General features: G+C 66.6%; 26 protein-coding genes. 1 reads left to right on the plus strand and 25 read right to left on the minus strand.

All coding sequences use genetic code 11. From position 1 onward, the window contains the following. Window positions 1-5: 5 nt before the first annotated feature. From rpsH to BOSE125_RS10480, 23 genes are all read right to left on the minus strand, one after another. Complete coding sequence (rpsH, locus tag BOSE125_RS10375; protein WP_159552324.1) at window positions 6-404, minus strand: 30S ribosomal protein S8; 399 nt, start codon at window positions 402-404, stop codon at window positions 6-8. 71 nt (window positions 405-475) lie between these two features. Then, window positions 476-1,087, minus strand: a complete 612-nt coding sequence (rplE, locus tag BOSE125_RS10380) for a 50S ribosomal protein L5 (RefSeq protein ID WP_159552326.1) — start codon at window positions 1,085-1,087, stop codon at window positions 476-478. Further along, window positions 1,087-1,428 carry a 50S ribosomal protein L24 gene (gene rplX, locus BOSE125_RS10385; protein WP_115931885.1) on the minus strand — a complete coding sequence of 114 codons (342 nt, stop codon included), beginning with the start codon at window positions 1,426-1,428 and terminating at the stop codon, window positions 1,087-1,089. Before rplX ends, rplE begins: the two co-directional genes overlap by 1 nt. A 3-nt stretch (window positions 1,429-1,431) precedes the next feature. Next, window positions 1,432-1,800, minus strand: coding sequence for a 50S ribosomal protein L14 (gene rplN / locus BOSE125_RS10390; protein ID WP_115931886.1), 369 nt, complete (start codon window positions 1,798-1,800; stop codon window positions 1,432-1,434). A 426-nt stretch (window positions 1,801-2,226) separates the two neighbouring features. Continuing rightward, a complete protein-coding gene (gene rpsQ / locus BOSE125_RS10395; protein ID WP_115931887.1) occupies window positions 2,227-2,520 on the minus strand; it encodes a 30S ribosomal protein S17 in 294 nt (97 codons plus the stop codon). Next, the gene (gene rpmC, locus BOSE125_RS10400; protein WP_159552328.1) at window positions 2,517-2,882 is read right to left on the minus strand and encodes a 50S ribosomal protein L29; all 366 of its coding nucleotides are present in this window, start codon (window positions 2,880-2,882) and stop codon (window positions 2,517-2,519) included. The genes rpsQ and rpmC overlap by 4 nt, the downstream gene beginning before the upstream one ends. Window positions 2,883-2,884: 2 nt before the next feature. Continuing rightward, on the minus strand, window positions 2,885-3,301 hold the full coding sequence (rplP, locus tag BOSE125_RS10405) for a 50S ribosomal protein L16 (protein WP_115931888.1): 417 nt from the start codon (window positions 3,299-3,301) through the stop codon (window positions 2,885-2,887). After that, window positions 3,301-4,110, minus strand: a complete 810-nt coding sequence (gene rpsC / locus BOSE125_RS10410; protein ID WP_159552330.1) for a 30S ribosomal protein S3 — start codon at window positions 4,108-4,110, stop codon at window positions 3,301-3,303. The genes rplP and rpsC overlap by 1 nt, the downstream gene beginning before the upstream one ends. A 3-nt stretch (window positions 4,111-4,113) precedes the next feature. Beyond that, window positions 4,114-4,476: a 50S ribosomal protein L22 gene (gene rplV, locus BOSE125_RS10415; RefSeq protein ID WP_159552332.1), complete on the minus strand. Its 363-nt coding sequence runs from the start codon at window positions 4,474-4,476 to the stop codon at window positions 4,114-4,116. Between the two features lie 42 nt (window positions 4,477-4,518). Continuing rightward, window positions 4,519-4,800, minus strand: coding sequence for a 30S ribosomal protein S19 (gene rpsS / locus BOSE125_RS10420; protein WP_115931891.1), 282 nt, complete (start codon window positions 4,798-4,800; stop codon window positions 4,519-4,521). Window positions 4,801-4,812: 12 nt separating this feature from the next. Next, window positions 4,813-5,652, minus strand: a complete 840-nt coding sequence (gene rplB / locus BOSE125_RS10425) for a 50S ribosomal protein L2 (RefSeq protein ID WP_115931892.1) — start codon at window positions 5,650-5,652, stop codon at window positions 4,813-4,815. A 36-nt stretch (window positions 5,653-5,688) separates the two neighbouring features. Then, entirely contained in the window at window positions 5,689-5,994 is a 306-nt protein-coding gene (gene rplW / locus BOSE125_RS10430; protein ID WP_115931893.1) for a 50S ribosomal protein L23, read from the minus strand. After that, a complete protein-coding gene (gene rplD, locus BOSE125_RS10435) occupies window positions 5,991-6,635 on the minus strand; it encodes a 50S ribosomal protein L4 (protein WP_159552334.1) in 645 nt (214 codons plus the stop codon). Before rplD ends, rplW begins: the two co-directional genes overlap by 4 nt. Window positions 6,636-6,639: 4 nt before the next feature. Then, complete coding sequence (gene rplC / locus BOSE125_RS10440; RefSeq protein ID WP_115931895.1) at window positions 6,640-7,290, minus strand: 50S ribosomal protein L3; 651 nt, start codon at window positions 7,288-7,290, stop codon at window positions 6,640-6,642. 20 nt (window positions 7,291-7,310) lie between these two features. Further along, window positions 7,311-7,619 carry a 30S ribosomal protein S10 gene (gene rpsJ, locus BOSE125_RS10445; RefSeq protein ID WP_010145320.1) on the minus strand — a complete coding sequence of 103 codons (309 nt, stop codon included), beginning with the start codon at window positions 7,617-7,619 and terminating at the stop codon, window positions 7,311-7,313. Window positions 7,620-8,070: 451 nt separating this feature from the next. After that, window positions 8,071-8,694 carry a DUF3817 domain-containing protein gene (locus tag BOSE125_RS10450; protein ID WP_371300590.1) on the minus strand — a complete coding sequence of 208 codons (624 nt, stop codon included), beginning with the start codon at window positions 8,692-8,694 and terminating at the stop codon, window positions 8,071-8,073. Continuing rightward, window positions 8,691-8,816, minus strand: coding sequence for a hypothetical protein (locus BOSE125_RS18115; RefSeq protein WP_256375976.1), 126 nt, complete (start codon window positions 8,814-8,816; stop codon window positions 8,691-8,693). The genes BOSE125_RS10450 and BOSE125_RS18115 overlap by 4 nt, the downstream gene beginning before the upstream one ends. A gap of 9 nt (window positions 8,817-8,825) precedes the next feature. Then, window positions 8,826-12,764, minus strand: coding sequence for a hypothetical protein (locus BOSE125_RS10455; protein WP_159552336.1), 3,939 nt, complete (start codon window positions 12,762-12,764; stop codon window positions 8,826-8,828). Window positions 12,765-13,337: 573 nt separating this feature from the next. Beyond that, on the minus strand, window positions 13,338-14,528 hold the full coding sequence (tuf, locus tag BOSE125_RS10460) for an elongation factor Tu (protein ID WP_159552338.1): 1,191 nt from the start codon (window positions 14,526-14,528) through the stop codon (window positions 13,338-13,340). A 288-nt stretch (window positions 14,529-14,816) separates the two neighbouring features. After that, the gene (gene fusA / locus BOSE125_RS10465) at window positions 14,817-16,931 is read right to left on the minus strand and encodes an elongation factor G (protein WP_159552340.1); all 2,115 of its coding nucleotides are present in this window, start codon (window positions 16,929-16,931) and stop codon (window positions 14,817-14,819) included. Between the two features lie 118 nt (window positions 16,932-17,049). Continuing rightward, window positions 17,050-17,520: a 30S ribosomal protein S7 gene (rpsG, locus tag BOSE125_RS10470; RefSeq protein ID WP_115931898.1), complete on the minus strand. Its 471-nt coding sequence runs from the start codon at window positions 17,518-17,520 to the stop codon at window positions 17,050-17,052. Further along, complete coding sequence (gene rpsL, locus BOSE125_RS10475; RefSeq protein WP_091692838.1) at window positions 17,520-17,894, minus strand: 30S ribosomal protein S12; 375 nt, start codon at window positions 17,892-17,894, stop codon at window positions 17,520-17,522. The genes rpsG and rpsL overlap by 1 nt, the downstream gene beginning before the upstream one ends. Window positions 17,895-18,272: 378 nt before the next feature. Beyond that, a complete protein-coding gene (locus BOSE125_RS10480) occupies window positions 18,273-19,643 on the minus strand; it encodes a hypothetical protein (protein WP_159552342.1) in 1,371 nt (456 codons plus the stop codon). A 34-nt stretch (window positions 19,644-19,677) separates the two neighbouring features. Here BOSE125_RS10480 and BOSE125_RS10485 point away from each other — a divergent pair, with 34 nt between their 5' ends. Beyond that, entirely contained in the window at window positions 19,678-20,973 is a 1,296-nt protein-coding gene (locus BOSE125_RS10485; RefSeq protein WP_236557920.1) for a peptidoglycan bridge formation glycyltransferase FemA/FemB family protein, read from the plus strand. A 33-nt stretch (window positions 20,974-21,006) separates the two neighbouring features. Here the strand turns inward: BOSE125_RS10485 and BOSE125_RS10490 are convergent, their stop codons facing one another. Both BOSE125_RS10490 and BOSE125_RS10495 read right to left on the minus strand, forming a co-directional pair. Then, on the minus strand, window positions 21,007-21,894 hold the full coding sequence (locus BOSE125_RS10490) for an aldo/keto reductase (protein WP_159552344.1): 888 nt from the start codon (window positions 21,892-21,894) through the stop codon (window positions 21,007-21,009). 149 nt (window positions 21,895-22,043) lie between these two features. Next, a complete protein-coding gene (locus BOSE125_RS10495) occupies window positions 22,044-25,940 on the minus strand; it encodes a DNA-directed RNA polymerase subunit beta' (protein ID WP_159552346.1) in 3,897 nt (1,298 codons plus the stop codon). Between the last annotated feature and the right edge of the window lie 33 nt (window positions 25,941-25,973).

The raw sequence follows: 25,973 nt of genomic DNA on the forward strand, positions 1-25,973 counted from the left end.
AGCCGTTACCAGACGTAAGCGAGGATTTCCCCACCTACGCCCTTCTTGGCTGCCTGGCGGTCGGTGAGCAGACCGGAGGAGGTGGACAGGATGGCGATACCCAGGCCGCCCAGCACGTGCGGCAGGTTGGTGGACTTGGCGTACACGCGCAGACCGGGCTTGGAGATGCGGCGCAGGCCGGCGATGGCCCGCTCGCGCTGAGGACCGAACTTCAGCTCGATGACGAGCTTCTTGCCCACCTGGGCGTCCTCTTCCTTGTAATCAGCGATGTAGCCCTCGGACTTGAGGATGTCGGCCACGCGAATCTTCAGCTTGGACGACGGCATTTCCACGGAATCGTGGAAGGCCGAGTTGGCGTTGCGCAGACGCGTCAGCATGTCTGCGACAGGATCTGTCATGGTCATGTGGGCTTCGTGCCCTTCCTCGTTACGGTTTCCCTTCCCGGTACACCGGTGGGGACCTGCAACGTAGATAATTACTTCTGAGTGGACTTCGTGGGCTTGTCGAACGGCTGGAACGGGAAGCCGAGCGCCTTGAGCAGCGCGCGTCCCTCGTCGTCCGTCTTGGCGGTGGTCACCACAGTGATGTCCATGCCGCGCACGCGGTCGATCTTGTCCTGGTCAATCTCGTGGAAGACCGACTGTTCGGCCAGACCGAAGGTGTAGTTGCCGTTGCCGTCGAACTGCTTCGGCGACAGGCCGCGGAAGTCACGGATACGCGGCAGCGCAAAGGTGACCAGGCGGTCCAGGAACTCCCACATGCGGTCGCCACGCAGGGTCGCGTGGGTGCCGATCGGCATGCCCTCACGCAGCTTGAACTGCGCGATGGACTTGCGGGCCTTGGTCACCTGCGGCTTCTGGCCCGTGATCTGGGTCAGGTCGCGGATGGCGCCGTCGATGATCTTCGAGTCCTTGGCGGCCTCGCCGACACCCATGTTCACGACGACCTTCACGAGGCCGGGGATCTGCATGAGGTTGGCGTAGGCGAACTCCTCCTGAAGGGTTCCGCGGATCTCTTCGCGGTACTTGTTCTTCAGGCGCGGGGCCACCTTCGGGGCGGTGGTGTCTGCAGTCTGCACCTCAGTCATCACAGCTCCTTTCCGGAGGCCTTGGCGAAGCGGACCTTGACGGTCTTGGACTCGCCGTTCTTCTCCACGGTCTCGAAGCGGTAACCCACACGGGTCGGCTTCTGGGTCTCGGGATCCACGACGGCCACGTTCGAGACGTGAACGGGGGCCTCGACGACCTGCAGGCCGCCTTCGGTGGAACCGTTGTTGTTCTGGCCGGCACGCAGGTGCTTGGTGACGCGGTTGACGCCTTCCACCAGCACCCGGTCACGGGACGGGAAGACGCGCAGGACCTTGCCCTGCTTGCCCTTGTCCTTGCCGGCGATGATCTGGACGAGGTCGTCCTTCTTGATCTTGGACATGTGTCAGATCACCTCCGGTGCCAGCGACACGATCTTCATGAACTTCTTGTCACGCAGCTCGCGACCCACGGGGCCGAAGATGCGCGTGCCGCGGGGCTCGCCATCGGTCTTGAGGATGACGGCGGCGTTCTCGTCGAACTTGATGTAGGAGCCATCGGGACGACGGCGTTCCTTCTTGGTCCGAACGATGACTGCCTTGACGACGTCGCCCTTCTTGACGTTGCCGCCCGGGATGGCGTCCTTCACGGTGGCGACGATGGTGTCACCGATACCTGCGTAGCGGCGTCCGGATCCACCGAGAACACGGATGGTCAAGATTTCCTTGGCACCAGTGTTGTCGGCGATCTTAAGCCGCGATTCCTGCTGAATCACTCGTTACTCCTGTCGTCGCGCTGGTTCTCCCCCGAAGCCGGGCGAGCCTTGCGGAACGGATATTTTGATGTTCCCGGGCCACTTACCCCTGCCCCAGTGGCGTATGGGCCGGCTGCAGAGCCTTCCGGTTCCCCTGTCAGACGAGAACCAGCGCTGCAACAACCGTCCATCCGCAGGGCAAGGCCGAGGCGGCTGATCGAGAAGTTTTGCGAAACCCTTGGCGCGCGGGGTGGATAGTCCCGCCAACAAGGGCGCACAGATGGTCCATCTTAGCCCACCGGGGGCCCAGCGGGCGAATTGACCGTCTGTGGTAGCGGACCACCACCATCACCTCCACCCCAACGCACGACGCCGGCCGTCACCGCACGTATGCGGTGCCGGCCGGCGTCGGGCTGGGCTTGTCCTGAGGTTGTGGTGACCTCGCGCTTACTTGGCGCGCTCGGTGACCTCGACCAGGCGCCACCGCTTGGTGGCGGAGTACGGACGGGTCTCGGCGAGGATGACACGGTCGCCGACGCCGGCGGTGTTCTCCTCGTCGTGGACCTTCAGCTTCTTGGAGGTGCGCAGGACCTTGCCGTACAGGGCGTGCTTCTTCAGGTCCTCGACCTGCACGACGATCGTCTTGTCCATCTTGTCGGACACGACGATGCCGCGGAGCGACTTGCGGTAGCCGCGCTCCGAGGCCTCGTTGGCTGCAGATGCGTTCGCGTTCTCGGTCACTTGGCCTCCTCCTCGGTCTTCTCGGTCTTCTCGGTCTCCTCGGCCGAAGCGGCCTTGGTTGCCTGGGTGCTCTTCTTGGCGGTCTTCTTGGAGGCCTTGTCAGCCTTGGCGTCCGCGACGTCCTCTGCCGGAGCCTCGACATCCTCGCGGATGCCCAGCTCACGCTCACGCAGGATCGTGTAGATCCGGGCGATGTCGCGCTTGACGGTCTTCAGACGGCCGTGGTTGTCCAGCTGGCCGGTGGCCGACTGGAAACGCAGGTTGAACAGTTCCTCCTTGGAGCGCTTGAGCTCCTCGGCCAAACGGGCGTTGTCCAGGCCGTCCAGGGCCTCGACGTTCAGTTCCTTCGAACCGGTAGCCATGATCACTCACCACCCTCTCGGCGGACGATACGTGCCTTCAAAGGCAGCTTGTGCATAGCCAGGCGCAGCGCCTCGCGGGCCACGTCCTCGCTGACGCCGGAGAGCTCGAAGAGCACACGACCCGGCTTGATGTTGGCGACCCACCACTCGGGCGAACCCTTACCGGAACCCATGCGGGTTTCGGCCGGCTTCTTGGTGAGCGGGCGGTCCGGGTAGATGTTGATCCACACGGTGCCGCCGCGCTTGATGTAGCGCGTCATGGCGATACGAGCGGACTCGATCTGACGGTTGGTCACGTAGGCCGGGGTCAGGGCCTGGATGCCCCACTCGCCGAACGTGACGGCGGTGCCGCCCTTGGCCATGCCCGAGCGCTTCGGGTGGTGCTGCTTGCGGTGCTTGACTCGACGCGGAATCAACATCAGGCGTTGCCTCCTTCAGCGGGCGCAGAGCCTGCAGCAGCGTCCTGACGCGGGGCGCGGTCGTTGCGACGGCGGCGATCGCCACCACCGGGACCACCGGGTCCACGACGGTCGCCACCGCGGGCCCCACGGCCGGACGGTGCAGCAGCTTCCTTGGCGGCCAGTTCCTTGGCCGTCAGGTCGCCCTTGTAGATCCAGACCTTCACGCCGATGCGGCCGAAGGTGGTCTTGGCTTCGAACTTGCCGAAATCGATGTTCGCGCGCAGGGTGTGCAGCGGCACACGGCCTTCGCGGTAGAACTCCGAGCGCGACATCTCGGCGCCACCCAGGCGACCGGCGCACTGGATGCGGATGCCCTTGGCACCTGCACGAGTGGCGGACTGGATGGCCTTCTTCATCGCACGGCGGAACGCCACGCGCGAAGCGAGCTGCTCGGCCACACCCTGGGCGACCAGCTGGGCATCGATCTCGGGGTTCTTGACCTCGAGGATGTTCAGCTGGATCTGCTTGCCGGTGAGCTTCTCGAGCTCGGTGCGGATGCGATCGGCCTCGGCGCCGCGGCGGCCGATGACGATGCCGGGACGAGCGGTGTGGATGTCCACACGCACACGGTCACGGGTCCGCTCGATCTCCACCTTCGAGATGCCGGCGCGCTCCATGCCGATGGTCATCAGCTCGCGGATCTTGATGTCTTCCTTCAGGAAGTCCTTGTACCGCTGGCCTTCCTTGCTGGAGTCAGCGAACCAGTGCGAGACGTGGTCGGTGGTGATGCCGAGGCGGAAACCGTTCGGGTTGATCTTCTGACCCATGGGTTACTTCCCCTCCTCTTCCTCGGTCGCAACGACCACGGTGACGTGGCTGGTGCGCTTGTTGATGCGTCCGGCGCGGCCCTGGGCACGCGGCTGGAAACGCTTCATGGTCGGTCCTTCGTCGACGAAGGCCTCAGTGATGAACAGGGCGTCCTCGTTGAACGCCGTGCCCTCGCGGTCGGCCTTGACCCGGGCGTTGGCCACCGCGGAGGCGACCAGCTTGTACACCGGCTCCGAAGCGCCCTGCTGGGCAAACTTCAAAATGGCCAGTGCTTCGTTCGCCTGCTTGCCACGGACAAGGTTGACGACGCGCCGGGCCTTCATCGGCGTTACACGCAGGTGGCGCGCAATTGCCTTGGCTTCCATTGCTTTCCTTCTTTCGAGTGTCTCGGACGGTCAAGCCCCGCGTCAGCGGCGCTTGCCCTTCCGGTCGTCTTTCACGTGACCGCGGAAAGTCCGCGTGAGTGCAAACTCGCCGAGCTTGTGCCCGACCATCGACTCGGTGATGAACACCGGGATGTGCTTGCGTCCGTCGTGCACCGCGATCGTGTGCCCGAGCATGTCGGGGATGATCATGGACCGGCGGGACCAGGTCTTGATGACGTTCTTGGTGCCCTTTTCGTTCTCAGCGTCCACCTTGAGGTAGAGGTGCTGATCAACGAAGGGGCCCTTCTTCAGGCTACGTGGCATGTCTCCAGGCTCCTATCGCTTGTTCTTGCCGGTACGGCGACGGCGCACGATGAGCTTGTCGCTTTCCTTGTTCGGGCGGCGGGTGCGGCCCTCTGGCTTGCCATTGGGGTTGACCGGGTGACGACCACCGGAGGTCTTGCCCTCGCCACCGCCGTGCGGGTGGTCGACGGGGTTCATGACCACACCGCGGACGGTCGGGCGAACGCCCTTCCACCGCATGCGGCCGGCCTTGCCCCAGTTGATGTTCGACTGCTCGGCGTTGCCGACCTCGCCGATGCTGGCGCGGCAGCGCACGTCCACGTTGCGGATCTCGCCGGAGGGCAGACGCAACTGGGCGTACTTGCCTTCACGGGCGACCAGCTGGATGGACGAACCGGCCGAGCGGGCCAGCTTGGCGCCGCCGCCCGGACGCAGTTCCACCGCGTGGATGACGGTGCCGAGCGGGATGTTGCGCAGCGGCAGGTTGTTGCCGGGCTTGATATCCGCGGTGGCGCCAGCCTCGATGGTGTCACCCTGGTTCAGCTTGGCCGGGGCCAGGATGTAGCGCTTGGTGCCGTCCACGTAGTGGAGCAGGGCGATGCGGGCGGTGCGGTTCGGGTCGTACTCGATGTGAGCGACCTTCGCCGGCACGCCGTCCTTGTCATGACGACGGAAGTCGATGACGCGGTACTGGCGCTTGTGGCCGCCGCCCTTGTGGCGGGTGGTGATCTTGCCGGAGTTGTTGCGTCCGCCGCTCTTGGTGAGCGGGCGAAGCAGCGACTTCTCCGGGGTGGTCCGGGTGATTTCTGCGAAGTCGGCCACGGACGAGCCACGAAGGCCCGGGGTGGTCGGCTTGTATTTACGGATAGCCATGTGTCAGTTCCTCGATTAAGTGGTCTCCGCTACGCCTCAGGCGAGCGGACCTCCGAAGATGTCAATCGTGCCCTCTTTGAGCGTCACGACCGCGCGCTTGGTGCTCTTGCGGGAGCCCCAACCGAACTTGGTGCGCTTACGCTTGCCGGCACGATTCAGGGTGTTGATCGAGTCAACCTTGACGGAGAAGATGGCCTCAACCGCCTGCTTGATCTCGGTCTTGTTGGAGCGCGGGTCGACCAGGAAGGTGTACTTACCCTCGTCGATCAGGCCGTAGCTCTTTTCCGACACGACCGGGGCAATGACCACGTCGCGGGGATTCTTGTTGATGGAGCCGCTCACTTGGCATCCTCCTTCTGTGCGCCGGCCTTGGCCACAAACGCCTCGTAGGCAGCCTGGGTGAAGACCACGTCATCGCTGACCAGCACGTCATACGTGTTCAGCTGATCGAAGTACAGGGTGTGCACCGACACGAGGTTGCGGGCACTCAGCGCCGCAGTGTCGTCAGTACGCTCGATGACCAGCAAGATGTTCTTGCGTCCCGTGGTCAACGAGGACAGGATCGCCTTGGCACCCTGGGTGGTCGGGGCACCGGTCGGGACCAGTTCCTCGATCACGTGGATGCGGCCGTTGCGAGCGCGGTCAGAGAGGGCGCCACGCAGGGCGGCGGCCTTCATCTTCTTGGGGGTGCGCTGCGAGTAGTCACGCGGCTCGGGGCCGTGGACCACACCGCCGCCCACCATCTGCGGGGCGCGGATCGAGCCCTGACGGGCGCGGCCGGTGCCCTTCTGCTTGAACGGCTTGCGGCCGGCACCGGAGACCTCGCCCCGACGCTTGACCTTGTGGGTGCCCTGGCGAGCGGCGGCCAGCTGGGCCACCACGACCTGGTGCATCAGCGGCACGTTGGCCTGGACATCGAAGATCTCGGCGGGCAGGTCGACCTTGACGGTCTTGGCTTCTGCGTTAGTTGCGTTGGTAGCCATCTGCTCATGCTCCCTTCACTGCAGTGCGAACCAGGACGACCCGGCCGCGAGGACCCGGGACGGCGCCCTTGATCAGCAGCAGGTTCTTCTCCACGTCGATGCCGTGGAGGGTGAGGTTCTGGGTGGTCTGGCGAACGGCGCCCATGCGGCCCGGAAGGCGCTGGCCCTTGAAGACGCGGCCCGGGGTGGACGCGCCACCGACGGAACCCGGCTTGCGGTGGTTCTTGTGGGCACCGTGGGAGGCACCGACGCCGGAGAAGCCGTGACGCTTCATGACACCGGCGAAGCCCTTGCCCTTGGTGGTTCCGACGACGTCGACCTTCTGGCCGGCCTCGAAGACCTCGACGGTGACGTCCTGGCCGAGGGTGTACTCGGCGGTGTCGCCGGTGCGCAGCTCGACCACGTGACGGCGCGGGGTGACCCCGGCCTTCTCGAAGTGGCCGGCGAGCGGCTTGGTGACCTTGCGCGGGTCGATCTGCCCGTAGGCGATCTGGACGGCGGCGTAGCCGTCGGCCTCCGCATTGCGCAGCTGGGTCACAACATTGGGTTCAGCTTGGACGACAGTGACGGGGATGAGCTTGTTGTCTGCATCCCAGACCTGGGTCATGCCGAGCTTCGTGCCCAGCAGGCCCTTGACGTTTCGCGTGATGGTCATAGTTTCTCAGCACCTCCCTCTCAGAGCTTGATTTCGATGTTGACGTCGGCCGGAAGGTCGAGGCGCATGAGCGAGTCGACAGCCTTCGGCGTCGGGTCGATGATGTCGATCAGCCGCTTGTGCGTGCGCATCTCGAAGTGCTCGCGGCTGTCCTTGTACTTGTGGGGAGAGCGGATCACGACGTACACGTTCTTTTCAGTCGGCAGCGGCACGGGGCCCACCACCGTTGCGCCTGCGCGCGTGACCGTGTCGACGATCTTCCGAGCCGAAGTATCGATGACCTCGTGGTCATACGACTTCAGCCGGATGCGGATTTTCTGTCCCGCCATGGCGTCATGCCTCTTTCGTCCTGTGCTTCGTACGCGTTACACGTACCTGTCCCTGTGTGCAACGGGCCTGGCGAACCGGTCCCGCGCTTCTATATCCACCCGCACAGACCGAATCCGGAGAACCGGGTTCCTCGCCCTGTCGGGGCTTCGACCCACGCGGTCGGGCGTGTCGTGATCTGCCCCGCAGACATGCGTGAACATGCCAGAGACACAGCTGATCACAGGACCGCCAGATCCTGATGGGGATTGTGTGTTGATTTGGTCTCGGGCGGCGGAATCCGAACCTCACGGACACGACTCCACACACGCCCAAGCGCTTGAGCAACTGATCCAGTATGACAGATCCGCGCCCCAGGCGCTAATTCAGCTGAACGTCAACACTGGCAGTCGAATAGACGCCATCAGTTGACTAGGCACCGTCAGCCGAACCAGCCGTCCTTCGAACCAGCTGTCAGTCGAACCACTCGCCGGGCGGGCCCGCCACCAGCAGCAGCGAGAACACCACCACCACGACGCCGGCCGTCAGGACCGCGGCCAGGATCACGTTCCGCAGGACCCAGGCCTCGAGCGACTCCCAGAAGCCCCGTGGGCCGCGGTCCCCGGTGCGCCCATCCACCAGTCGCCAGGTGGCATCCGGTTCCCCGCGCCGGGCCAGCGACCGTTCGAACGGCAACGTGGCGAATGGCACGACCGCCAGCAGGACGGCCGCTGCTCCCCGACCGGCGCTCCACTGCTGGTTGATCCACACGCCGACGGTCACGACGCAGTAGCAGAGGAACACGAACCCGTGCGCTCCCCCGGCAGCGGGCATCAGGACCTCGGTGGCGCCGGAGTATTTCAGCACCATGGCCAGGATCAGGAGGGCCCAGGTGAACATCTCCGCCGTTGCGAAGACCCGGTAGAGGGCCCGGGGACCCGGGAGGATGGTGCCCTTCCTCGTTGGCGTCTCCTGGGTTGAGCCGGAGGGTGTGGTGGAGGGTGAGATGGGGGTGCCGGTGGACGTTGAGCCGGAGGGTGAAGTGGAGAGTGACCGGGAGCGTGCACCGCCGGTGCTGGAGTCTGCGTTCGGGTTCACTGGTGGTCGTTCGCTCGCTTGATGCGCTTTCCGCGGTCGATCTCGCGGCCGAAGGTCTTGCGCAGTCGAACGATCGCGAAGACCACCGCGGCGATGACCACCAGGGCAATGAGGAATTCCATGGATCCAGTCTACCGGCCTCTGGTGCCCTCAGCCTGGTCCCGGCCCGGGGCCACGCCCAGGTCCGGAGTCACGTCCGGGTCTCCGGCAGACTGCCGGGCCTGGTGACGCCGCAATTGGCGCACGGCCAACACGATCAGGACCAGACCCAGCAGCGCAAGGTAGATGTAGGTATAGCCGCGCAGATACCACAGCACCGACATCGCGACTCCCGCCGCGCCCCACCACGTGAGGAGTTGTTCGCGCCGGGTCAGGCCGAGCACCACGAGCAGGGCGAAGCCTCCCAGCACGGTCAGCTGCATGAGGGCGGTGCCGTTCGCGAGGACATAGAGGGCCGCGAGCGTGAAGATGCCTGCCGCCGCACCGAAGTAGGTCACGGGACGGCGGAGACCTGTCTCCGCGCGGCCCGCCTGCGAGCCACCCCTCTCCCGCCCCGGCTCTTGCCCCGCCTCTTGCCCCGGTAGGGACCGGTCCCGCAGCTCCCGCAGCACATGCCGGAACCCTAGCCCCACCAGCACGAGCACCAACAGTTGGACATTCCACCAGCCAGCGCGGCCCAGGTCGTCGGGGACGGCGGTCTGCCACCACGCGCGCGACGCTGCCGCAAACGTCAGCAGGACCGCCGCGTCCTGTCCCCAGAGGACCCACTGAGTCTGCCTGCCCGGGGATTCGGCCCACAGCAGCGTCCTCCCCCAGGCATCGACGGTCAGCCAGATCCCCGCCACTGCCACCGCCAGGGCGGTCCAGACGACGGCGTTCTCGGGTAGGCCGGCGCGCGGCTCGAGGGCCACCACGGTTCCCAGCGCCAGCACGAGCATCACAGCCAGTCCGCCCTGCCACAGGATCGCCGGCCGCTGAAGGGCGCTCGGTGCCAGCGCCACCGGGACCCCTGCTGGCCCCCTGGCCTCCACCGATTCAGCCGATTCACCCGATTCAGCTGCTTCAGCTGCTTCAGTTGCTTCCACCGCCGTCAACGACCTCTGACCCTGGCGTGCGTCCACCAGCGCCCACAGTCCCAGGACCGCCACTGACAGCATGCCGATGATGACGGCCGTCCACGACTCGTCCGGGAACCACCATCCCTGCTCCTTCCACCAGAGCGAGAGCATCCAGCCGGACACGGGCACACCGATGACTGTCCCGGCCACCAGCGCCACCACCCCGCGCGTTCGGGCGAAGACGTACAGCACCAGTGACCCGACGGCCATCGTCATCCCCAGGACGCCGAGGTGCGGATCCCGGTCCACCTCGCCGGTCAGGCCCAACACGAGAGCCACCGCCCATCCGGTCGCCGCGGCCACCGGACGGAAGAGGGCGAGGTCGTTCAGCCAGGACCAGGCGGACAAGGAGGAGGAGGAGGAGGATAAGGAGGAGCGGGAGGATAAGGAAGCCCGTTCGCGGCCGGATGTCGGCACCGGCCACCCCGTCGAGACCGAGATCTCCCAGGCCGCCACGGACAGGGTGAGGAGCAGGATCAAGGCCGCAGCGGCCGACGTCGGGAACAGGGCGGCCGGCAGCCAGCCACCCGTGAGATCGAACCAGGCGCTAGCCACCACCACGAGTCCCACCGCTCCCGCCAGCACGGCCCAGTGGCCGCCGGCGGAAACCCGCAGCACCAGCCCGGCCCCCATCAGGGCCAGTGCCATGACCATGAGTGCGGCGCGGTCGCCCTCCCCTGCTGCGAGCTCCACGAACCACAGGATGATCACGGCGCCCGTCACCAACCAGGACGTGGCAGGAGCCGTCAGGAACCCCGCCGATCCCGCGCTCCGGTCCGAGCCCGGCAACCGCCGCGCAAAGCGGGAGCGCAGGGCCAAGCCGACCACCAGGGCCACGACGGCGGCTGCGCGGGCGGCGGACTCGTTGCCTCCGAGCCGGTCCACCACCGTGGAGACCAACACGGCGGACGAGGCCTGACCGGCCAGCAGGACCACCGTGCGGGTGGCCTGCGGCAGCCGGTCCCGGGTGAGGACGGCGACCGTCACCAACCAACCCGTCAGCAGCACCAGTGCGATCACCACGTGCCAGGACGAGACTCCGGTGAAGGGCTCCGAGCTGCTGATGGAAGCACGAGCTGCCTCAGCCATGTCGGCGAACCGGAGGGTTGCGGTGAGCAACGTCAGTCCGCCCACGATCAGCACCATGATGCGGCAGACGACCTGCCGGTCCCCCAGCGCGCCGGAACCCAACCACCGTAGGGCCACCGCTGCCGTGATCACGGCGAGGGCATACCAGCCCAGCAACGCACCGCCGTGGGACAGGGAGGTCGCGAGCAGAAGGACCACGGCCAACAGGCTGGCTCCTGACCAGACTGCCGCCGGCAGCGTCGCGTCGGCTGGCACCGCTCTGCCGTCTGGCCCCGCCCCACCGTCTGGCTCCTCTGTGCCAGCCGGATTCTCCCTGCCAGCCGGGTTCTCCCTGCCGGCCGGCCCGTCTGTGGCGAGCCGCCCCTCGGCGTCCATGGTGAGACCACCGCGCACCGTCAGCGGCCCCTGGTGCAGGGCCGTCACCGTGGCCCAGAGCACCGCGGCGAGGGCGGTCAGTGTCAGCGCTGAGTCTCCGGGCGGATCAGCCCATCGGAAGGCGGCGAGGTACACGAGGACGACACCGCTGGTGGCGATGACGTGGGGAACGAGGCGGGTGTCGATCCGGCTGTGCTGGCCGCGGCGCCGCAGCAGTACCAGGGCGATGGCCTCGACCGCCATGATCACGAGAAGGATGATCTCGAGGTTCCAGCCGCGGCCATCACCGGACCCGGCGTAGCCCTCGGGACGAATCTGGGGGTAGATCAGCAGCGGTGTCAGGGCTACGGGCGTCGTCACCTGCCAGAGCAGGTTCGCGGTGGCCGGTGCCCCCACCTCGCCCAGACGGTTCGTGTGGAGGAACAACAGCGAGAATACCGCCGTGGTGACCACCACGACGGCCGCGGCCACGCCGATCCCCGGCGTCAACCGCAACAGCCCTTCTGTCCCGAGCACCGGCCCGGCCAGCGCGGCGAACTGGGACGAGGCCGCCAGGGCCACGGCCACCAACCAGCAGCCCGCATGGTCCACCATCGCCGCCACACCGACCGGCAGGTAGCCCCGAGCGCCGGCTCCACGCCACACCAGCGGGATCTGCAGGCAGAGGTACACGACCAGCGAGGTCAGCATGAGATCCGCCGACCAGTCCAGCATGAGTGCCCACGAGACGAGTGCCAGCAGGACTCCGCACCGCACGGCGTAGGTGGCCGCCAACCGGTACCGCTCCGGCCCGATCGCCGCGACGGTGGCGTAGTAGGCGCACGCGGACAACAGGAGCAGGAGCATCTGCACCGGCTCGATCCAGACGCCGACGATCAGCCCCAAGACCACCATGCCGGGCACGATCCATTGATGGGTCTGAGCGAATGCCGTCCGAAAGCGGGCTGGTAACCAACGGTTGCGGCCAGGTCCCTCCACAGAGATCCACGCCATCAGGACAGCCAGGCCGATCGAGGCGATCAGGGCCCACACCAGACCCTGCTGCACTGCGGCGCCGGAGGCCATGACGGTGCTGAGCAGGAACGGCACCGTCAGGTAGGCCACGATCCGGCTGTCGAGGCGCACTGCCGCGAACACCATCATGGCGGTCCCCACCGCCGAGGTGAGCAGCCAGGAGAGGGTCGGATCATGCAGGACGAGCACATCCAGGGCCACCCCGGCCACGGGCACCAGCGCCAGCCCCGTCCCGGTGAAGGCGGTGGCCGCCGGTCGCAGGGTGCGGCTCGTCGCGTGCACCACCAGTCCCGCGCCGTAGAACAGGCCCACGACGACGGCCAGTCCCGCGACCCTGGCCGTCACCGGCAGTGCGGCCCCGATGAACAGTGAGGCGGCGGCCACCAGCAGGAGGCATGCGGTGTACAGGGTGATGTTGACGTTGCGCCGATCCCGCCTCTCCTTCTCCGCCGCCCGTTCTTCAGGCGTCTGCACCGGGATGGACGAGCTCGGGGGCAGAAAGGCAAGAGGGGACGCCGGAGGAGATACAGGAGGGGATGCAGGAGACAACGGAGACGGGAAGGGTGGCGGCAAGGATGGAGAGACGGGCGCAGCGACGTGATCAGCCGGGGCGCCGGTCACCGTTGGGACACCGGAGGCGGTTGGGATGGCCGACGCGGCCGAGCCGGCGTCGTACCCCTGCTGCCACGCGCGGGCGAGGTCCGAGCGCGTGTACGTCCCCATCACCTCACCGGGTGCCGTGGCGGACCCACGGCGCACCACGAACCGAGCCACGGCCGCACCGACGAGCAGCCCGAATACCAGCGCTATGAAGATCCCCACACCGACAGCGTACGGTGCCACCGCAGGCCGGACCCGGTTGTCCACAGCCGTGACCCACTGCAGGACGCCGCCACCGGAACCCCCAGATCCAACAGGGGGTATCGAACCGGAGGACCTGACCAGAGACGCAAATACCCATGCCTCGAACAGGCACAGCATTAAACGCCAGAACCCCTCCGGCCGAAGCCGAAGGGGTTCTCGCTGATGCTTGGCTGACGCCTTAGATCACTTGACGATCTTGGTGACGCGGCCAGAGCCCACGGTGCGGCCACCCTCGCGGATGGCGAAGCCGAGGCCCTCCTCCATGGCGATCGGCTGGATCAGCTCGACCGACATTTCGGTGGTGTCGCCGGGCATGACCATCTCGGTGCCTTCCGGCAGCGTGATGACGCCGGTGACGTCGGTGGTGCGGAAGTAGAACTGCGGGCGGTAGTTCGAGTAGAACGGGTTGTGACGGCCGCCCTCATCCTTGGACAGGATGTAGACGTTGCCCTCGAAGTTGGTGTGGGGGGTGATGGAACCCGGAGCCACAACAACCTGGCCGCGCTCGACGTCCTCACGCTTCAGACCGCGAAGCAGCAGGCCACAGTTCTCGCCGGCCCAGGCCTCGTCGAGCTGCTTGTGGAACATCTCGATACCGGTGACCGTGGTCTTCTGCATATCGCGGATGCCCACGATCTCGACCTCGGAGTTGATCTTCAGCGTGCCACGCTCGGCGCGGCCGGTCACGACAGTGCCGCGGCCGGTGATGGTGAAGACGTCCTCGATCGGCATCAGGAACGGCTTGTCCTTGTCGCGGACCGGATCCGGGATGAAGCTGTCCACGGCGTCCATCAGTTCCTCGACGGACTTGACCCACTTCTCATCGCCCTCGAGGGCCTTCAGGCCGGAGGTGCGGATGACCGGGGCGTCGTCGCCGTCGAACTCCTGGGAGGACAGCAGTTCGCGGACCTCCATCTCGACGAGCTCCAGGAGCTCCTCGTCCTCGACCATGTCGGACTTGTTCAAGGCGACCAGCAGGGCGGGAACGCCAACCTGGCGGGCCAGGAGGACGTGCTCACGGGTCTGGGCCATCGGGCCGTCAGTGGCGGCGACCACGAGGATGGCACCGTCCATCTGGGCAGCGCCGGTGATCATGTTCTTGATGTAGTCCGCGTGGCCCGGGGCGTCCACGTGGGCGTAGTGGCGCTTCTCGGTCTGGTACTCCACGTGGGAGATGTTGATGGTAATGCCGCGCTGACGCTCTTCCGGCGCCGAGTCAATCGTCGCGAAGTCGCGTGCCTCGTTGAGGTCCGGGTACTTGTCGTACAGGACCTTCGAGATAGCGGCGGTCAGCGTGGTCTTACCGTGGTCAACGTGGCCGATGGTACCGACGTTAACGTGCGGCTTCGACCGCTCGAACTTTGCCTTCGACACAGGTTCCTCCTAGAACTGTTCATCTGAAGAGACTTCTCAGACGCGGGTGGCGTGCTGACAACTTGGGAAAGTCTACTTCGATCTGTCTGCTGGTGATAATTCTCCGGATTGCGTCAGGACCGGTCCTGGATCAGGCCACTCGGACCGCCTGTTCCGCGGACCGACCTTCCGTCCTGTGGTGGTTCCATCCTCCGGAGTGCGGACGGGCCACCTGTCCGGTCCGGTGGCGGATCCCCTGGGAGTACCAGGGATTCCGCCACCCTTCCGGACACGTTCTGTGACAGCTGACTATTCGCCGCTGTTCTTCTGGATGATCTCGTCGGCCACGGCCTTGGGGACCTCGGCGTAGGAGTCGAACGTCATCGAGTACACGGCACGACCCTGGGTCTTGGACCGCAGGTCGCCGATGTAGCCGAACATCTCGGACAGCGGGACATTGGCCTTGACGACCTTGACACCCTGCGCGTCCTCCATGGACTGGATCTGGCCACGGCGGGAGTTCAAGTCGCCGATGACATCGCCCATGTACTCCTCCGGGGTGCGGACCTCCACGGCCATCAGCGGCTCGAGGATGACCGGGTTGGCCCGGCGCATGCCCTCTTTGTAGACCATGGAGCCGGCGAGCTTGAACGCCATTTCCGAGGAGTCGACATCGTGGTAGGCGCCGTCCAGGAGGGTCGCCTTAACGCCGACCATGGGGTAACCGGCCAGGATGCCGAACTGCATGGCGTCCTGGATGCCGGCATCCACGGAGGGGATGTACTCGCGCGGGATGCGACCGCCGGTGACGGCGTTGACGAACTCGTAGAACTCGCCCTCGGAGGTGTCCATCGGCTCGAAGGCCATCTGCACCTTGGCGAACTGGCCGGAACCACCGGTCTGCTTCTTGTGCGTGTAGTCGACCTTGTCGACCTTCTTCTTGATGGTCTCGCGGTAGGCCACCTGGGGCTTGCCCACATTGGCCTCGACCCGGAACTCGCGGCGCATGCGGTCCACGAAGACGTCCAGGTGCAGCTCACCCATGCCGCCGATGACGGTCTGGCCGGTCTCATCGTCGAGGTTCACGGTGAACGTGGGGTCCTCGGCGACGAGCTTCTGGATGGCGGTGGAGAGCTTCTCCTGGTCGCCCTTGGTCTTCGGCTCGATGGCCACGGAGATCACGGGCTCCGGGAAGGACATGGATTCGAGGATGATCGGATCGCTGATGGAGCACAAGGTGTCACCGGTGGTGGTGTCCTTGAGACCGATCACGGCGTAGATGTGACCAGCCACGACCTCCTCGACCGGGTTCTCCTTGTTCGCGTGCATCTGGAACAGCTTGCCGATGCGCTCCTTCTTCCCCTTGGTGGAGTTCAGGATCTGGTCACCGGGGCTCAAGCGCCCGGAGTACACGCGAATGAAGGTCAGCTGACCGAAGAACGGGTGCGCGGCGATCTTGAAGGCCAGGGCCGCGAACGGGCCTTCCTTCGAGGGCTCGCGGGTCAGCTCCTTCTCCTCGTCCTTCACGTCGAGGCCGGTGATGGCCCCGGCGTCCATGGGGTTCGGCAGGTAGGAGACCACGGCGTCCAGCATCGGCTGCACACCACGGTTCTTGAAGGCGGAACCACAGAAGACCGGGTAGGCCTCGGCGTTGATGGTCAGGTGGCGCACACCGGCCTGGATCTCCTCGTTGGAGATCTCCTCACCCTCGAGGTACTTCATCATGAGTTCCTCGGAGGTGTCGGCAACGGCCTCGATGAGCTGGGCGCGGTACTGCTCGGCCTTCTCCTGGAGGTCGGCCGGGATCTCGCGGGTCTCGTAGGCGGCACCCATGGTGACGTCACCCTTGGAGTCGCCCTCCCAGACGAGCGCCTTCATGGACAGCAGGTCCACCACGCCGACGAAGTCGTTCTCAGCACCGATCGGCAGCTGCATCACGAGCGGCTTGGCGCCGAGGCGGGACACGATGGTGTCGACGGTGTAGTAGAAGTCGGCGCCCAGCTTGTCCATCTTGTTGACGAAGCAGATGCGGGGCACGTTGTACTTGTCAGCCTGGCGCCACACGGTCTCGGACTGCGGCTCCACGCCTTCCTTGCCGTCGAACACGGCAACGGCGCCATCGAGCACGCGCAGGGAACGCTCCACCTCGACGGTGAAGTCGACGTGGCCCGGGGTGTCGATGATGTTGATCTGGTTGTCGTCCCAGAAGCAGGTCACCGCGGCGGACGTGATGGTGATGCCGCGTTCCTTCTCCTGCTCCATCCAGTCCGTGGTGGAGGCGCCGTCGTGGGTCTCGCCCAACTTGTGGTTGACGCCCGTGTAGAAGAGGATGCGCTCGGTGGTGGTGGTCTTGCCGGCATCGATATGCGCCATGATGCCGATGTTGCGGACCTTTTTGAGGTCGGTCAGCACGTCCTGTGCCACGGTGTCTCCCTAAGGTTGGTGGGTGGGTCCTGTAGTGATGCCGGTAGCCGGTGCCGGCAGCGAGTGCAGGCGGCACGGCGCCCGGAAACCGCCGTAACGGTTTCCGGGCGCACGAGAATCACCAGCGGTAGTGGGCGAAAGCCTTGTTGGACTCGGCCATCTTGTGGGTGTCCTCGCGGCGCTTGACCGCGGCACCGAGACCGTTCGAGGCATCGAGGATCTCGTTCATGAGGCGCTCGGTCATCGTCTTCTCGCGACGGGCCTTGGAGTAGCCCACGAGCCAACGCAGGGCCAGCGCGGTGGAACGTCCCGGCTTGACCTCGACGGGCACCTGGTAGGTGGCGCCGCCGACGCGGCGGGAGCGGACCTCGAGGGCCGGGCGGACATTGTCCATGGCCTTCTTGAGGGTGGCCACCGGATCGGCCCCGCCCTTGTCACGAGTACCCTCGAGGGCACCGTAGACGATGTGCTCGGCGGTGGACTTCTTGCCGTCCACCAGCACCTTGTTGATCAGCTGGGTGACCAGCGGGGACCCGTAGACCGGGTCGACGACGAGGGGGCGCTTCGGCGCAGGACCCTTACGTGGCATTACTTCTTCTCCTTCTTCGCGCCGTAGCGGCTGCGGGCCTGGCCGCGGCCCTTGACACCCTGGGTGTCCAAGGCGCCGCGGACGATCTTGTAACGGACGCCCGGGAGGTCCTTCACACGACCGCCGCGCACGAGCACGATGGAGTGCTCCTGCAGGTTGTGGCCCTCGCCCGGAATGTAGGCGGTGACCTCGATGCCGCCGTTGAGGCGGACACGTGCCACCTTGCGCAGCGCGGAGTTCGGCTTCTTCGGGGTGGTGGTGTACACACGGGTGCACACGCCACGGCGCATGGGGTTCCCCTGCAGTGCAGGAGCCTTGGTCTTGACGACCTTCGGTGAGCGGCCCTTGCGGACCAGCTGCTGAATCGTAGGCACTCTTGGTCTCTCCGTTGTTCGGTTCCAGGTTGGCTGCTCTCACAGCTGTCCTGCTTTCAGCCCGGCGGGCGCACAGGACGGGCCCGCGTCAACCTGGACTGCTGATGGTCGTTTCTTCGCACCCGGGGGGTTCAGCGAGAACGACCGCAGGCGTGCAAAAGTGTGGCATTCGTCGCGCAAGAACCCCGCAACCCGGACTGTGTCCCTATTGCCACACAAAAACAATTGAGACCAGCCTACCACCCCCTGGGGGCAGCGGTGAAACTCTGGCTGGGCAGGGGTCAGGGGCGGTTCAGCGGATGGGGCGGTGCAGAGAATGGGGCTGTACAGGGGATGGGGCTGTACAGGGGATGGGGCGGGGCACCGGGCCAGTCGGGGCTAGTCCCGGGGCGCCGGGTGGTCATGGAACACCCGACGCGCCTTCAGCTCGGCGGCGCGAAGATAGAGCTCGCGCCGCAGGTCGCGGTCCGCGGGGTAGGAGAAGGGGCGCACGACCCGCCCGGCCCGCTTCGCCTGCCGGATGCGCTGCCGTTGCGCGTCAGTGGCGTACTGGTCCACCAGGGAAAGCGGGATGGTGGTGATGAGGGCGGGACCGGTGGTGGTCACCCACCCCTCGTCCAGCCGCTGGTCCGTCTTGAGGTCCACGTTCAGATACTCCTCCACCAGGTAGGGGGCCGGGTTCGCCCCGGCGGCCGTGAGGTAGTAGTGGTTCCGGCCCAGCCGTGGGTTCATCTCCAGGAACTGGGCCACGCCGGTGCGGGGGTCGATCTTGGTGTCGAACATCGCGAAACCGTGCCAGTCGAGCGCGTCCATCAGGGTGGTCCCCTGGTCCGCGATCACCGGGTGTGCGGAGGCCAGCACCGCTCGCGCATTGCCCTCCAGGCCGGGGGCATGGTCCTCAACGATGACCTCTCCGTAGGACACGAGCCGGGTGGAACCGGTGCGGTCACGGAAGAACGTGGCGATACCCAGCTGCGAGTCCGGGCCGGGCACCATCTCCTGGACGATCAAGGCGCCACGATAACCGGCTGCGCTGGCTTTGCCGAGGAGGGCCTCCACCTCGGCGGCTCCCCCGGTGCCAGTGTCCGCGTCGGTGCCTGCACCGGTGCCCGTGTTGGCCCCCTCGATGATGTGCACCTTGCGCCGGCCCTCGAAGCGGATGTCCGCCCACGCCCCGCCGTCACCGGCCTTGAGGATCACGGGGTACGTCAGGCCCAGCCCGGCAGCGAACCGGCGCGCGGCCTCGGGGGTGTGGGAGCCGGCGTCGTAGGTGGCGGTCTTCGGATACGGCACCCCGTACTGCTCGCACAGTGCGTAGAAGTTCTCCTTGAGGGCTGCCGCATCCAGGGCGTCCTCACCCGGATAGGGAACGGTGTAGCCCGCGGCCTCGAGGGTCTCGCGGTGGCGGACGGCGAAGCGCACGAGGTGGTCATAGCTGGCCAGCAGCAACAGCGGGCGGCGGGGTTCCCCGCGCAATTGCCCGGCGACCCGCACGAGGGCGTCGATGACGGGCTGCTCCTCCGTCATGGGCCCGGCCGGGAAGGCCTCCAGGATGGCTGAGTGCTTCAGGTTGCGGTTCAGGGACGTCGGGACCACCGCGGAGATCACGCCGTACGCCTCGTGGAACTCCCGGGCCAGGGAGTACGCGCCCACGTCTCCCCCGGTGATCACCGGCACGAAAGGCTGCCCTGCGGGTATGACTGACGGGCTGGCTGAAGGCGTGGCCGAGGAGGCAGCGGGGTCTTCCATGGCTTCGATGCTACCGGCGGCTAGGGTGGGGGTCGTGCCAGATCTAGCTTCCCCGTTCGGTTCCCCCACCCCCTCCGGCCAGGACTCCCGGCCCCTGACGGTCCGTCGGATCACTCCCGCAGACCATGGGCGGTTCCTGGCGGATCACCCTGGGGCCTCCTTCCTCCAGAACCCGCAGTGGCCCGGGGTGAAGATCGACTGGCGCGGGGACTCCCTGGGCTTCTTCGACGGCCAGAGCCTCAAGGCCACGGCCCTGGTGCTGTTCCGCCGACTGCCCGTCCCGGTACCGGTACTGAAGAAGCGCTCCCTCGCCTACGTCGCCGAGGGGCCGGTGTTCGACTCCTCCGCCGTCCAGCTGGAGTCCGTCCTCGTTCCGCTGGTGCAGTACCTCAAGTCCCGGGGCGCGTTCCTCGTCCGCGTGGGCCTGCCGGGAGTCGTCACCCGCTGGGACGGATCCGAGGTCCGCAAGGCTCTGGCCGCCGGCACGCACCGCTCGGTCACCGACCTCACTCCCCTCCACACCGAACCCGCCGCCGAGGACGTTCGCTCCCGCCTCCTGACCCTGGGCTGGCAGGCACCGTCCGAGTCAGAGGAGTTCGAGGCCGGCCAGCCGCAGTTCCAGGCGCGCATCCCGCTGCAGCCGGAGCTGGACATCGCGTCTGATGGCACCAGCGCCGAGCCCAACAAGAACGGTGAGTCTCCCGCCCTGGAGGCGGCACTGAACCGGATGGACTCCACGTCCCGCCGGCAGACCCGCAAGTCGACCCGGTCCGAGCTCACGGTGTCCGTGGGCACGGTGGAGGACCTGCCGGCGTGGCAGGCCCTGTACGAGGAGACCGCGGCGCGAGACGGCTTCACCGGGCGGCCGCTCGCCTACTTCCGGCGCATGTTCACCCAGCTGAACTCCGGTGGCGCTGGTCGCTCCGGTGGCTCTGGTGGCTCCAGTGGCTCCGAGGCCAGCGCAGTGGACACCGAGTGCACCCTGTACCTGGCCCGCTTCGGCGAGCAGCTGCTGGCCGCCGCCATCTACGTCCGCCAGGGCCAGTTCGGGTGGTATGTCTACGGGGCCTCGTCCTCAGAGGAACGCAAGCGCTACGCCCCGCGTGCCCTGCAGCTGCGACAGATCCAGGACTCCCTCGCCGCCGGGTGCACCTGGTATGACCTCGGCGGAATGAGCCCCTCACTGGACCCGGAGTACGAGCTGGCGGGGCTGACCCGGTTCAAGACGACCATGGGGGCCGACGTGGTCCAGACGCTCGGCGAGTGGGACTACCCCGTGAACCGGATGCTGGCCCGCGGCTTCAATCTGTACATGTCCCGCCGGGGCTGAACGCCCGGCGCAGCACACCCAAGCACACCCCTGTCAGTGCCCGAACTCGTCCGCGTCCTGGCGGGTCTCCGACGGTACACCGGCATCGAGCGCATCGACGGCCGCGAGGTCGTCGGCCGTGAGCTCGAAGGAGAACACATCCAGGTTCTCCCGTTGCCGCTGCGGGTCGGCTGACTTCGGGATGGCGATCCGCCCCTGCTGCACGTGCCAGCGCAGCACCACTTGCGCCGGCGTCCGCCCCAGCCGTGAGGCGATCGTGGTGACCTCCGGACGGTCCAGCAGCTCGCTCCCCCGCCCGATCGGGGTGTAGGCCGCCGTCAGGACTCCGGCGGCGGTGTTGGCCTCCTGCAGGTCCGATTGGGCATCGGTCGGCTGGCAGTGGATCTGGTTGATGCTCGGCACCAGTCCCGCCTCGAGCACCCGTTGCAGGTGCGCAGGCTTGAAGTTGGAGACACCCCAGGACCGGATGAGTCCGGACTCCGTCAGCTCGGCCAGCGACTCGCACGCCTGCACATAGCGGTCCAGTCCCGGATTCGGCCAGTGCACCAGGTACAGGTCGAAGTAGTCCAGCCCGGCCCGCTCGAGCCCGGCCTCGAGACCGGCGCGCACCACGTCCACGGGCCCATGCCACTCCCGGTTGAACTTGGAGGTCACGAAGACCTCGTCCCGGCTGAGCCCGGAGCCGACGACGGCGCGCCCCACCGCGTCCTCGTTCCGGTAGTTCTCGGCCGTGTCCACGTGCCGGTAACCGGCCTCCAGCGCGCTCGTCACCGCCTCGCTGCACTCGTCGCCGGTCATCGGCCAGGTGCCGAGCCCGATCAGGGGGATCTGGACAGCCGGGCGTGCGTTGCTGGTGCTGGCGTCGCCGGTGCCGGTGTCGGAGTTGGTGCCGGACAGGGGAGCATATCTCTGGGTGACCATGGCACCCAGCCTGTCACGCCGGCGTCGGGAAGATCCACCGGGCCTTAACACACAGAGTGACCTGGCCCCGTCATGTGAGACGGGATCAGGCCACTCTGGGTGGTGCTGATTCAGCGATGTGTTAGCTCAGCATTGTGCTGGCTCAGCGATCAGCCGCGGAAGTCGCCGCCCATGCCGTAGTCGTCCAGCGAGATCGCGTGGAACTCCGGCGTGGCCGAGGAATCCAGACCCGGGTAGTCGAAGTCCGCGAAGCCGGCCGGACCGGTGAACAGGTTGGCCTTGGCCTCCTCCGTGGGCTCGACGTTGACCTTGGTATAGCGATCCAGGCCGGTGCCGGCCGGGATCAGCTTGCCGATGATCACGTTCTCCTTCAGGCCCAGCAGCGGATCCGACTTGCCCTCCATGGCCGCCTGCGTCAGGACGCGGGTGGTCTCCTGGAAGGATGCGGCGGACAGCCACGAGTCGGTGGCGAGCGAGGCCTTGGTGATGCCCATGAGCTCGTCACGGCCGGAGGCCGGCTGGCGACCCTCCGCCACGGCCTTGCGGTTCGCGGCGGTGAAGCGGGCGCGGTCCGTCAGCTCGCCCGGCAGCAGGTCGGTCTCGCCCGACTCGATGACGGTGATGCGGCGCAGCATCTGGCGAACGATGACCTCCACGTGCTTGTCGTGGATGCCCACACCCTGGGACTGGTACACGTCCTGGACCTCCTGGACCAGGAACTTCTGGGCGGCCCGGGGACCGAGCACACGCAGCACCTGCTTCGGGTCCACGGCACCGGCGACCAGCTGGGTACCGACGCCCACGTGCTCGCCATCGGATACGAGCAGACGCGCACGGCGCAGCACCGGGTAGGCGATCTCCTCAGAGCCGTCGTCCGGGGTGAGCACCAGCCGCAGCTGCTTCTCGCCGTCCTCGATGACCACGCGGCCGGCGACCTCGGAGATCGGGGCCACACCCTTCGGGGTACGGGCCTCGAAGAGCTCTTGGATACGGGGCAGACCCTGGGTGATGTCGTCTGCGGAGGCGACACCACCGGTGTGGAAGGTACGCATGGTGAGCTGGGTTCCCGGCTCACCGATGGACTGTGCGGCGATGATGCCCACGGCCTCGCCGATGTCCACGAGCTGACCCGTGGCCATGGAGCGGCCGTAGCACTTCGCGCAGGTCCCGACGGCGGACTCGCACGTGAGCACGGAGCGCACCTTGATCTCGGTGACACCTGCGGCGATGTAGGCGTCGATCGCCACGTCGCCGATGGCCTCGCCGGACTGGCCCAGCACGGTGCCGTCCTCGGAGGTGACATCGACCGCGAGGGTCCGGGCGAACGAGGAGTTCTCCACGGTCTCGTGACGCACCAGCTCGCCGTCGGCGTTCGGCACGCCGATGATCTCGGTCAGGCCGCGCTCGGTGCCGCAGTCCTCCTCGCGGACGATGACGTCCTGGGAAACGTCCACCAGACGACGGGTCAGGTAACCCGAGTTCGCGGTCTTCAGCGCCGTATCCGCGAGGCCCTTACGGGCACCGTGGGTGGCGATGAAGTACTCGAGCACGGACAGGCCCTCACGGTAGGAGGACTTGATCGGACGCGGGATGATCTCGCCCTGCGGGTTGGCCACGAGGCCGCGGATGCCGGCGATCTGCCGGACCTGCAGCCAGTTACCACGCGCACCGGAGGTCACCATGCGGTTGATGGTGTTGAGCTTCGGCAGCCCCGCCTGCATGGCGGCGGCGACCTCGTCGGTGGCCTTGTTCCAGATGTCGATCAGCTCGGAACGGCGCTCCTCGTCAGCGATCAGACCCTTCTCGTACTGGGCCTGGACCTTGAGTGCCTGGTCCTCGTACCCGGCCATGATGGAGGCCTTGTCGAAGTCCGAGGTGATGTCCGAGATGGCCACGGTGACACCCGACCAGGTGCCCCAGTGGAAGCCGGCGTCCTTGAGGTTGTCCAGCGTCGCGGCGGTCTGCACCATCGGGTAGCGCTCGGCCAGGTCGTTGACCAGTGCGCCGAGGGTGCCCTTGGTCGCCTGCGTGGAGAGCCACGGGTAGTCGACCGGGAGCAGCTCGTTGAACAGCACCACGCCGAGGGTCGTGTCCAGCACGGCCGAGGTGCCCTCTTCCCAGCCCTCGGGGGCCGGGCTCTGGACGGACGGGATGAACCCGTCCACGGTGATCTTGACCGGTGCGTTCAGGTGCAGCTGGCCGGCGTCGAAGGCCATGATGGCCTCGGCGACCGACGAGTACTCCGTCCCGGCACCGACCTCGTCCTCACGCACGGTGGTGAGGTGGTTGAGGCCGATGATCATATCCTGGGCCGGAACGGCCACGGCGCGGCCATCGGAGGGCTTCAGGATGTTGTGGGAGGACAGCATCAGCAGTCGCGACTCGGCCTGCGCCTCGGGGCTCAGCGGCAGGTGCACTGCCATCTGGTCACCGTCGAAGTCGGCGTTGAAGGCGCCACAGACCAGCGGGTGCAGCTGCAGTGCCTTGCCCTCCACCAGCATCGGCTCGAAGGCCTGGATGCCGAGGCGGTGCAGGGTGGGTGCACGGTTCAGCAGCACTGGGTGCTCGGTGATGACCTCTTCCAGCACGTCCCACACCTGCGGGCGGAAACGCTCCACCATCCGCTTGGCGGACTTGATGTTCTGGGCGTGGTTGAGGTCCACCAGGCGCTTCATCACGAAGGGCTTGAAGAGCTCCAGGGCCATCTGCTTCGGCAGTCCGCACTGGTGCAGCTTGAGCTGCGGGCCCACCACGATCACGGAACGGCCGGAGTAGTCCACGCGCTTGCCGAGCAGGTTCTGGCGGAAGCGTCCCTGCTTGCCCTTGAGCATGTCGGAGAGCGACTTCAACGGACGGTTGCCCGGTCCGGTGACCGGACGGCCGCGACGGCCGTTGTCGAACAGCGAGTCGACCGCTTCCTGGAGCATGCGCTTCTCGTTGTTCACGATGATCTCGGGGGCACCGAGGTCCAGCAGTCGCTTCAGGCGGTTGTTGCGGTTGATCACGCGGCGGTACAGGTCGTTCAGGTCGGAGGTCGCGAAGCGGCCACCGTCCAGCTGCACCATCGGGCGCAGCTCCGGCGGGATCACCGGCACGGCGTCCAGGACCATGCCCAGCGGGGAGTTGTCCGTGGTGAGGAACGCGTTGACGACCTTCAGTCGCTTCAGGGCACGCGTCTTGCGCTGGCCCTTGCCGGTCTTGATGACCTCGCGCAGGAACTCGGCCTCGGCTTCGAGGTCGAAGGTCTCCAGGCGCTTCTTGATGGACTCGGCGCCCATGGAGCCCTCGAAGTACTGTCCGTACTTGTCACGCATCGCACGGAACAGACCCTCGTCGCCCTCGAGGTCGGCGACCTTGAGGTTCTTGAAGCGGTCCCAGATCTTCTCCATCCGGTCCAGCTCGGCGTCGGCCCGCTTGCGGATCTGCGCCATGGTCTTGTCCGCGGAGTCACGGGCCTTCTTCTTCTCGGCGGCCTTGGCGCCCTCGGACTCGAGCTTGGCGAGGTCCTTCTCCAGGTCACCGGCGACGGCGGCGATGTCGGCATCGCGGGTGTCCGTCAGGTGACGGGTCTCCTGGTCATGCTCGGCCTGCAGGTTCGGCAGGTCGGCGTGGCGTGCCTCGTCGTCCACCGACGTGATCATGTAGGCCGCGAAGTAGATGATCTTCTCGAGATCCTTCGGGGCCAGATCCAGCAGGTAGCCCAGGCGGGAGGGCACACCCTTGAAGTACCAGATGTGCGTGACCGGGGCGGCCAGCTCGATGTGGCCCATCCGGTCGCGACGCACCTTGGAACGGGTCACCTCGACGCCGCAGCGCTCACAGATGATGCCCTTGAAGCGCACGCGCTTGTACTTGCCGCAGTAGCACTCCCAGTCCCGGGTGGGGCCGAAGATCTTCTCGCAGAAGAGTCCGTCCTTCTCGGGCTTCAGGGTGCGGTAGTTGATGGTTTCGGGCTTCCTGACCTCGCCGTAGGACCAATTGCGGATCTCGTCCGCGGTCGCGAGGCCAATGCGCATGAGGCCAAATGATGAGTTGTCGTTGGACATGGTCCGTTGAACTCCTGATTCGTAACGTTGATG

Source organism: Citricoccus sp. K5, from assembly GCF_902506195.1.
GTDB lineage: Bacteria > Actinomycetota > Actinomycetes > Actinomycetales > Micrococcaceae > Citricoccus.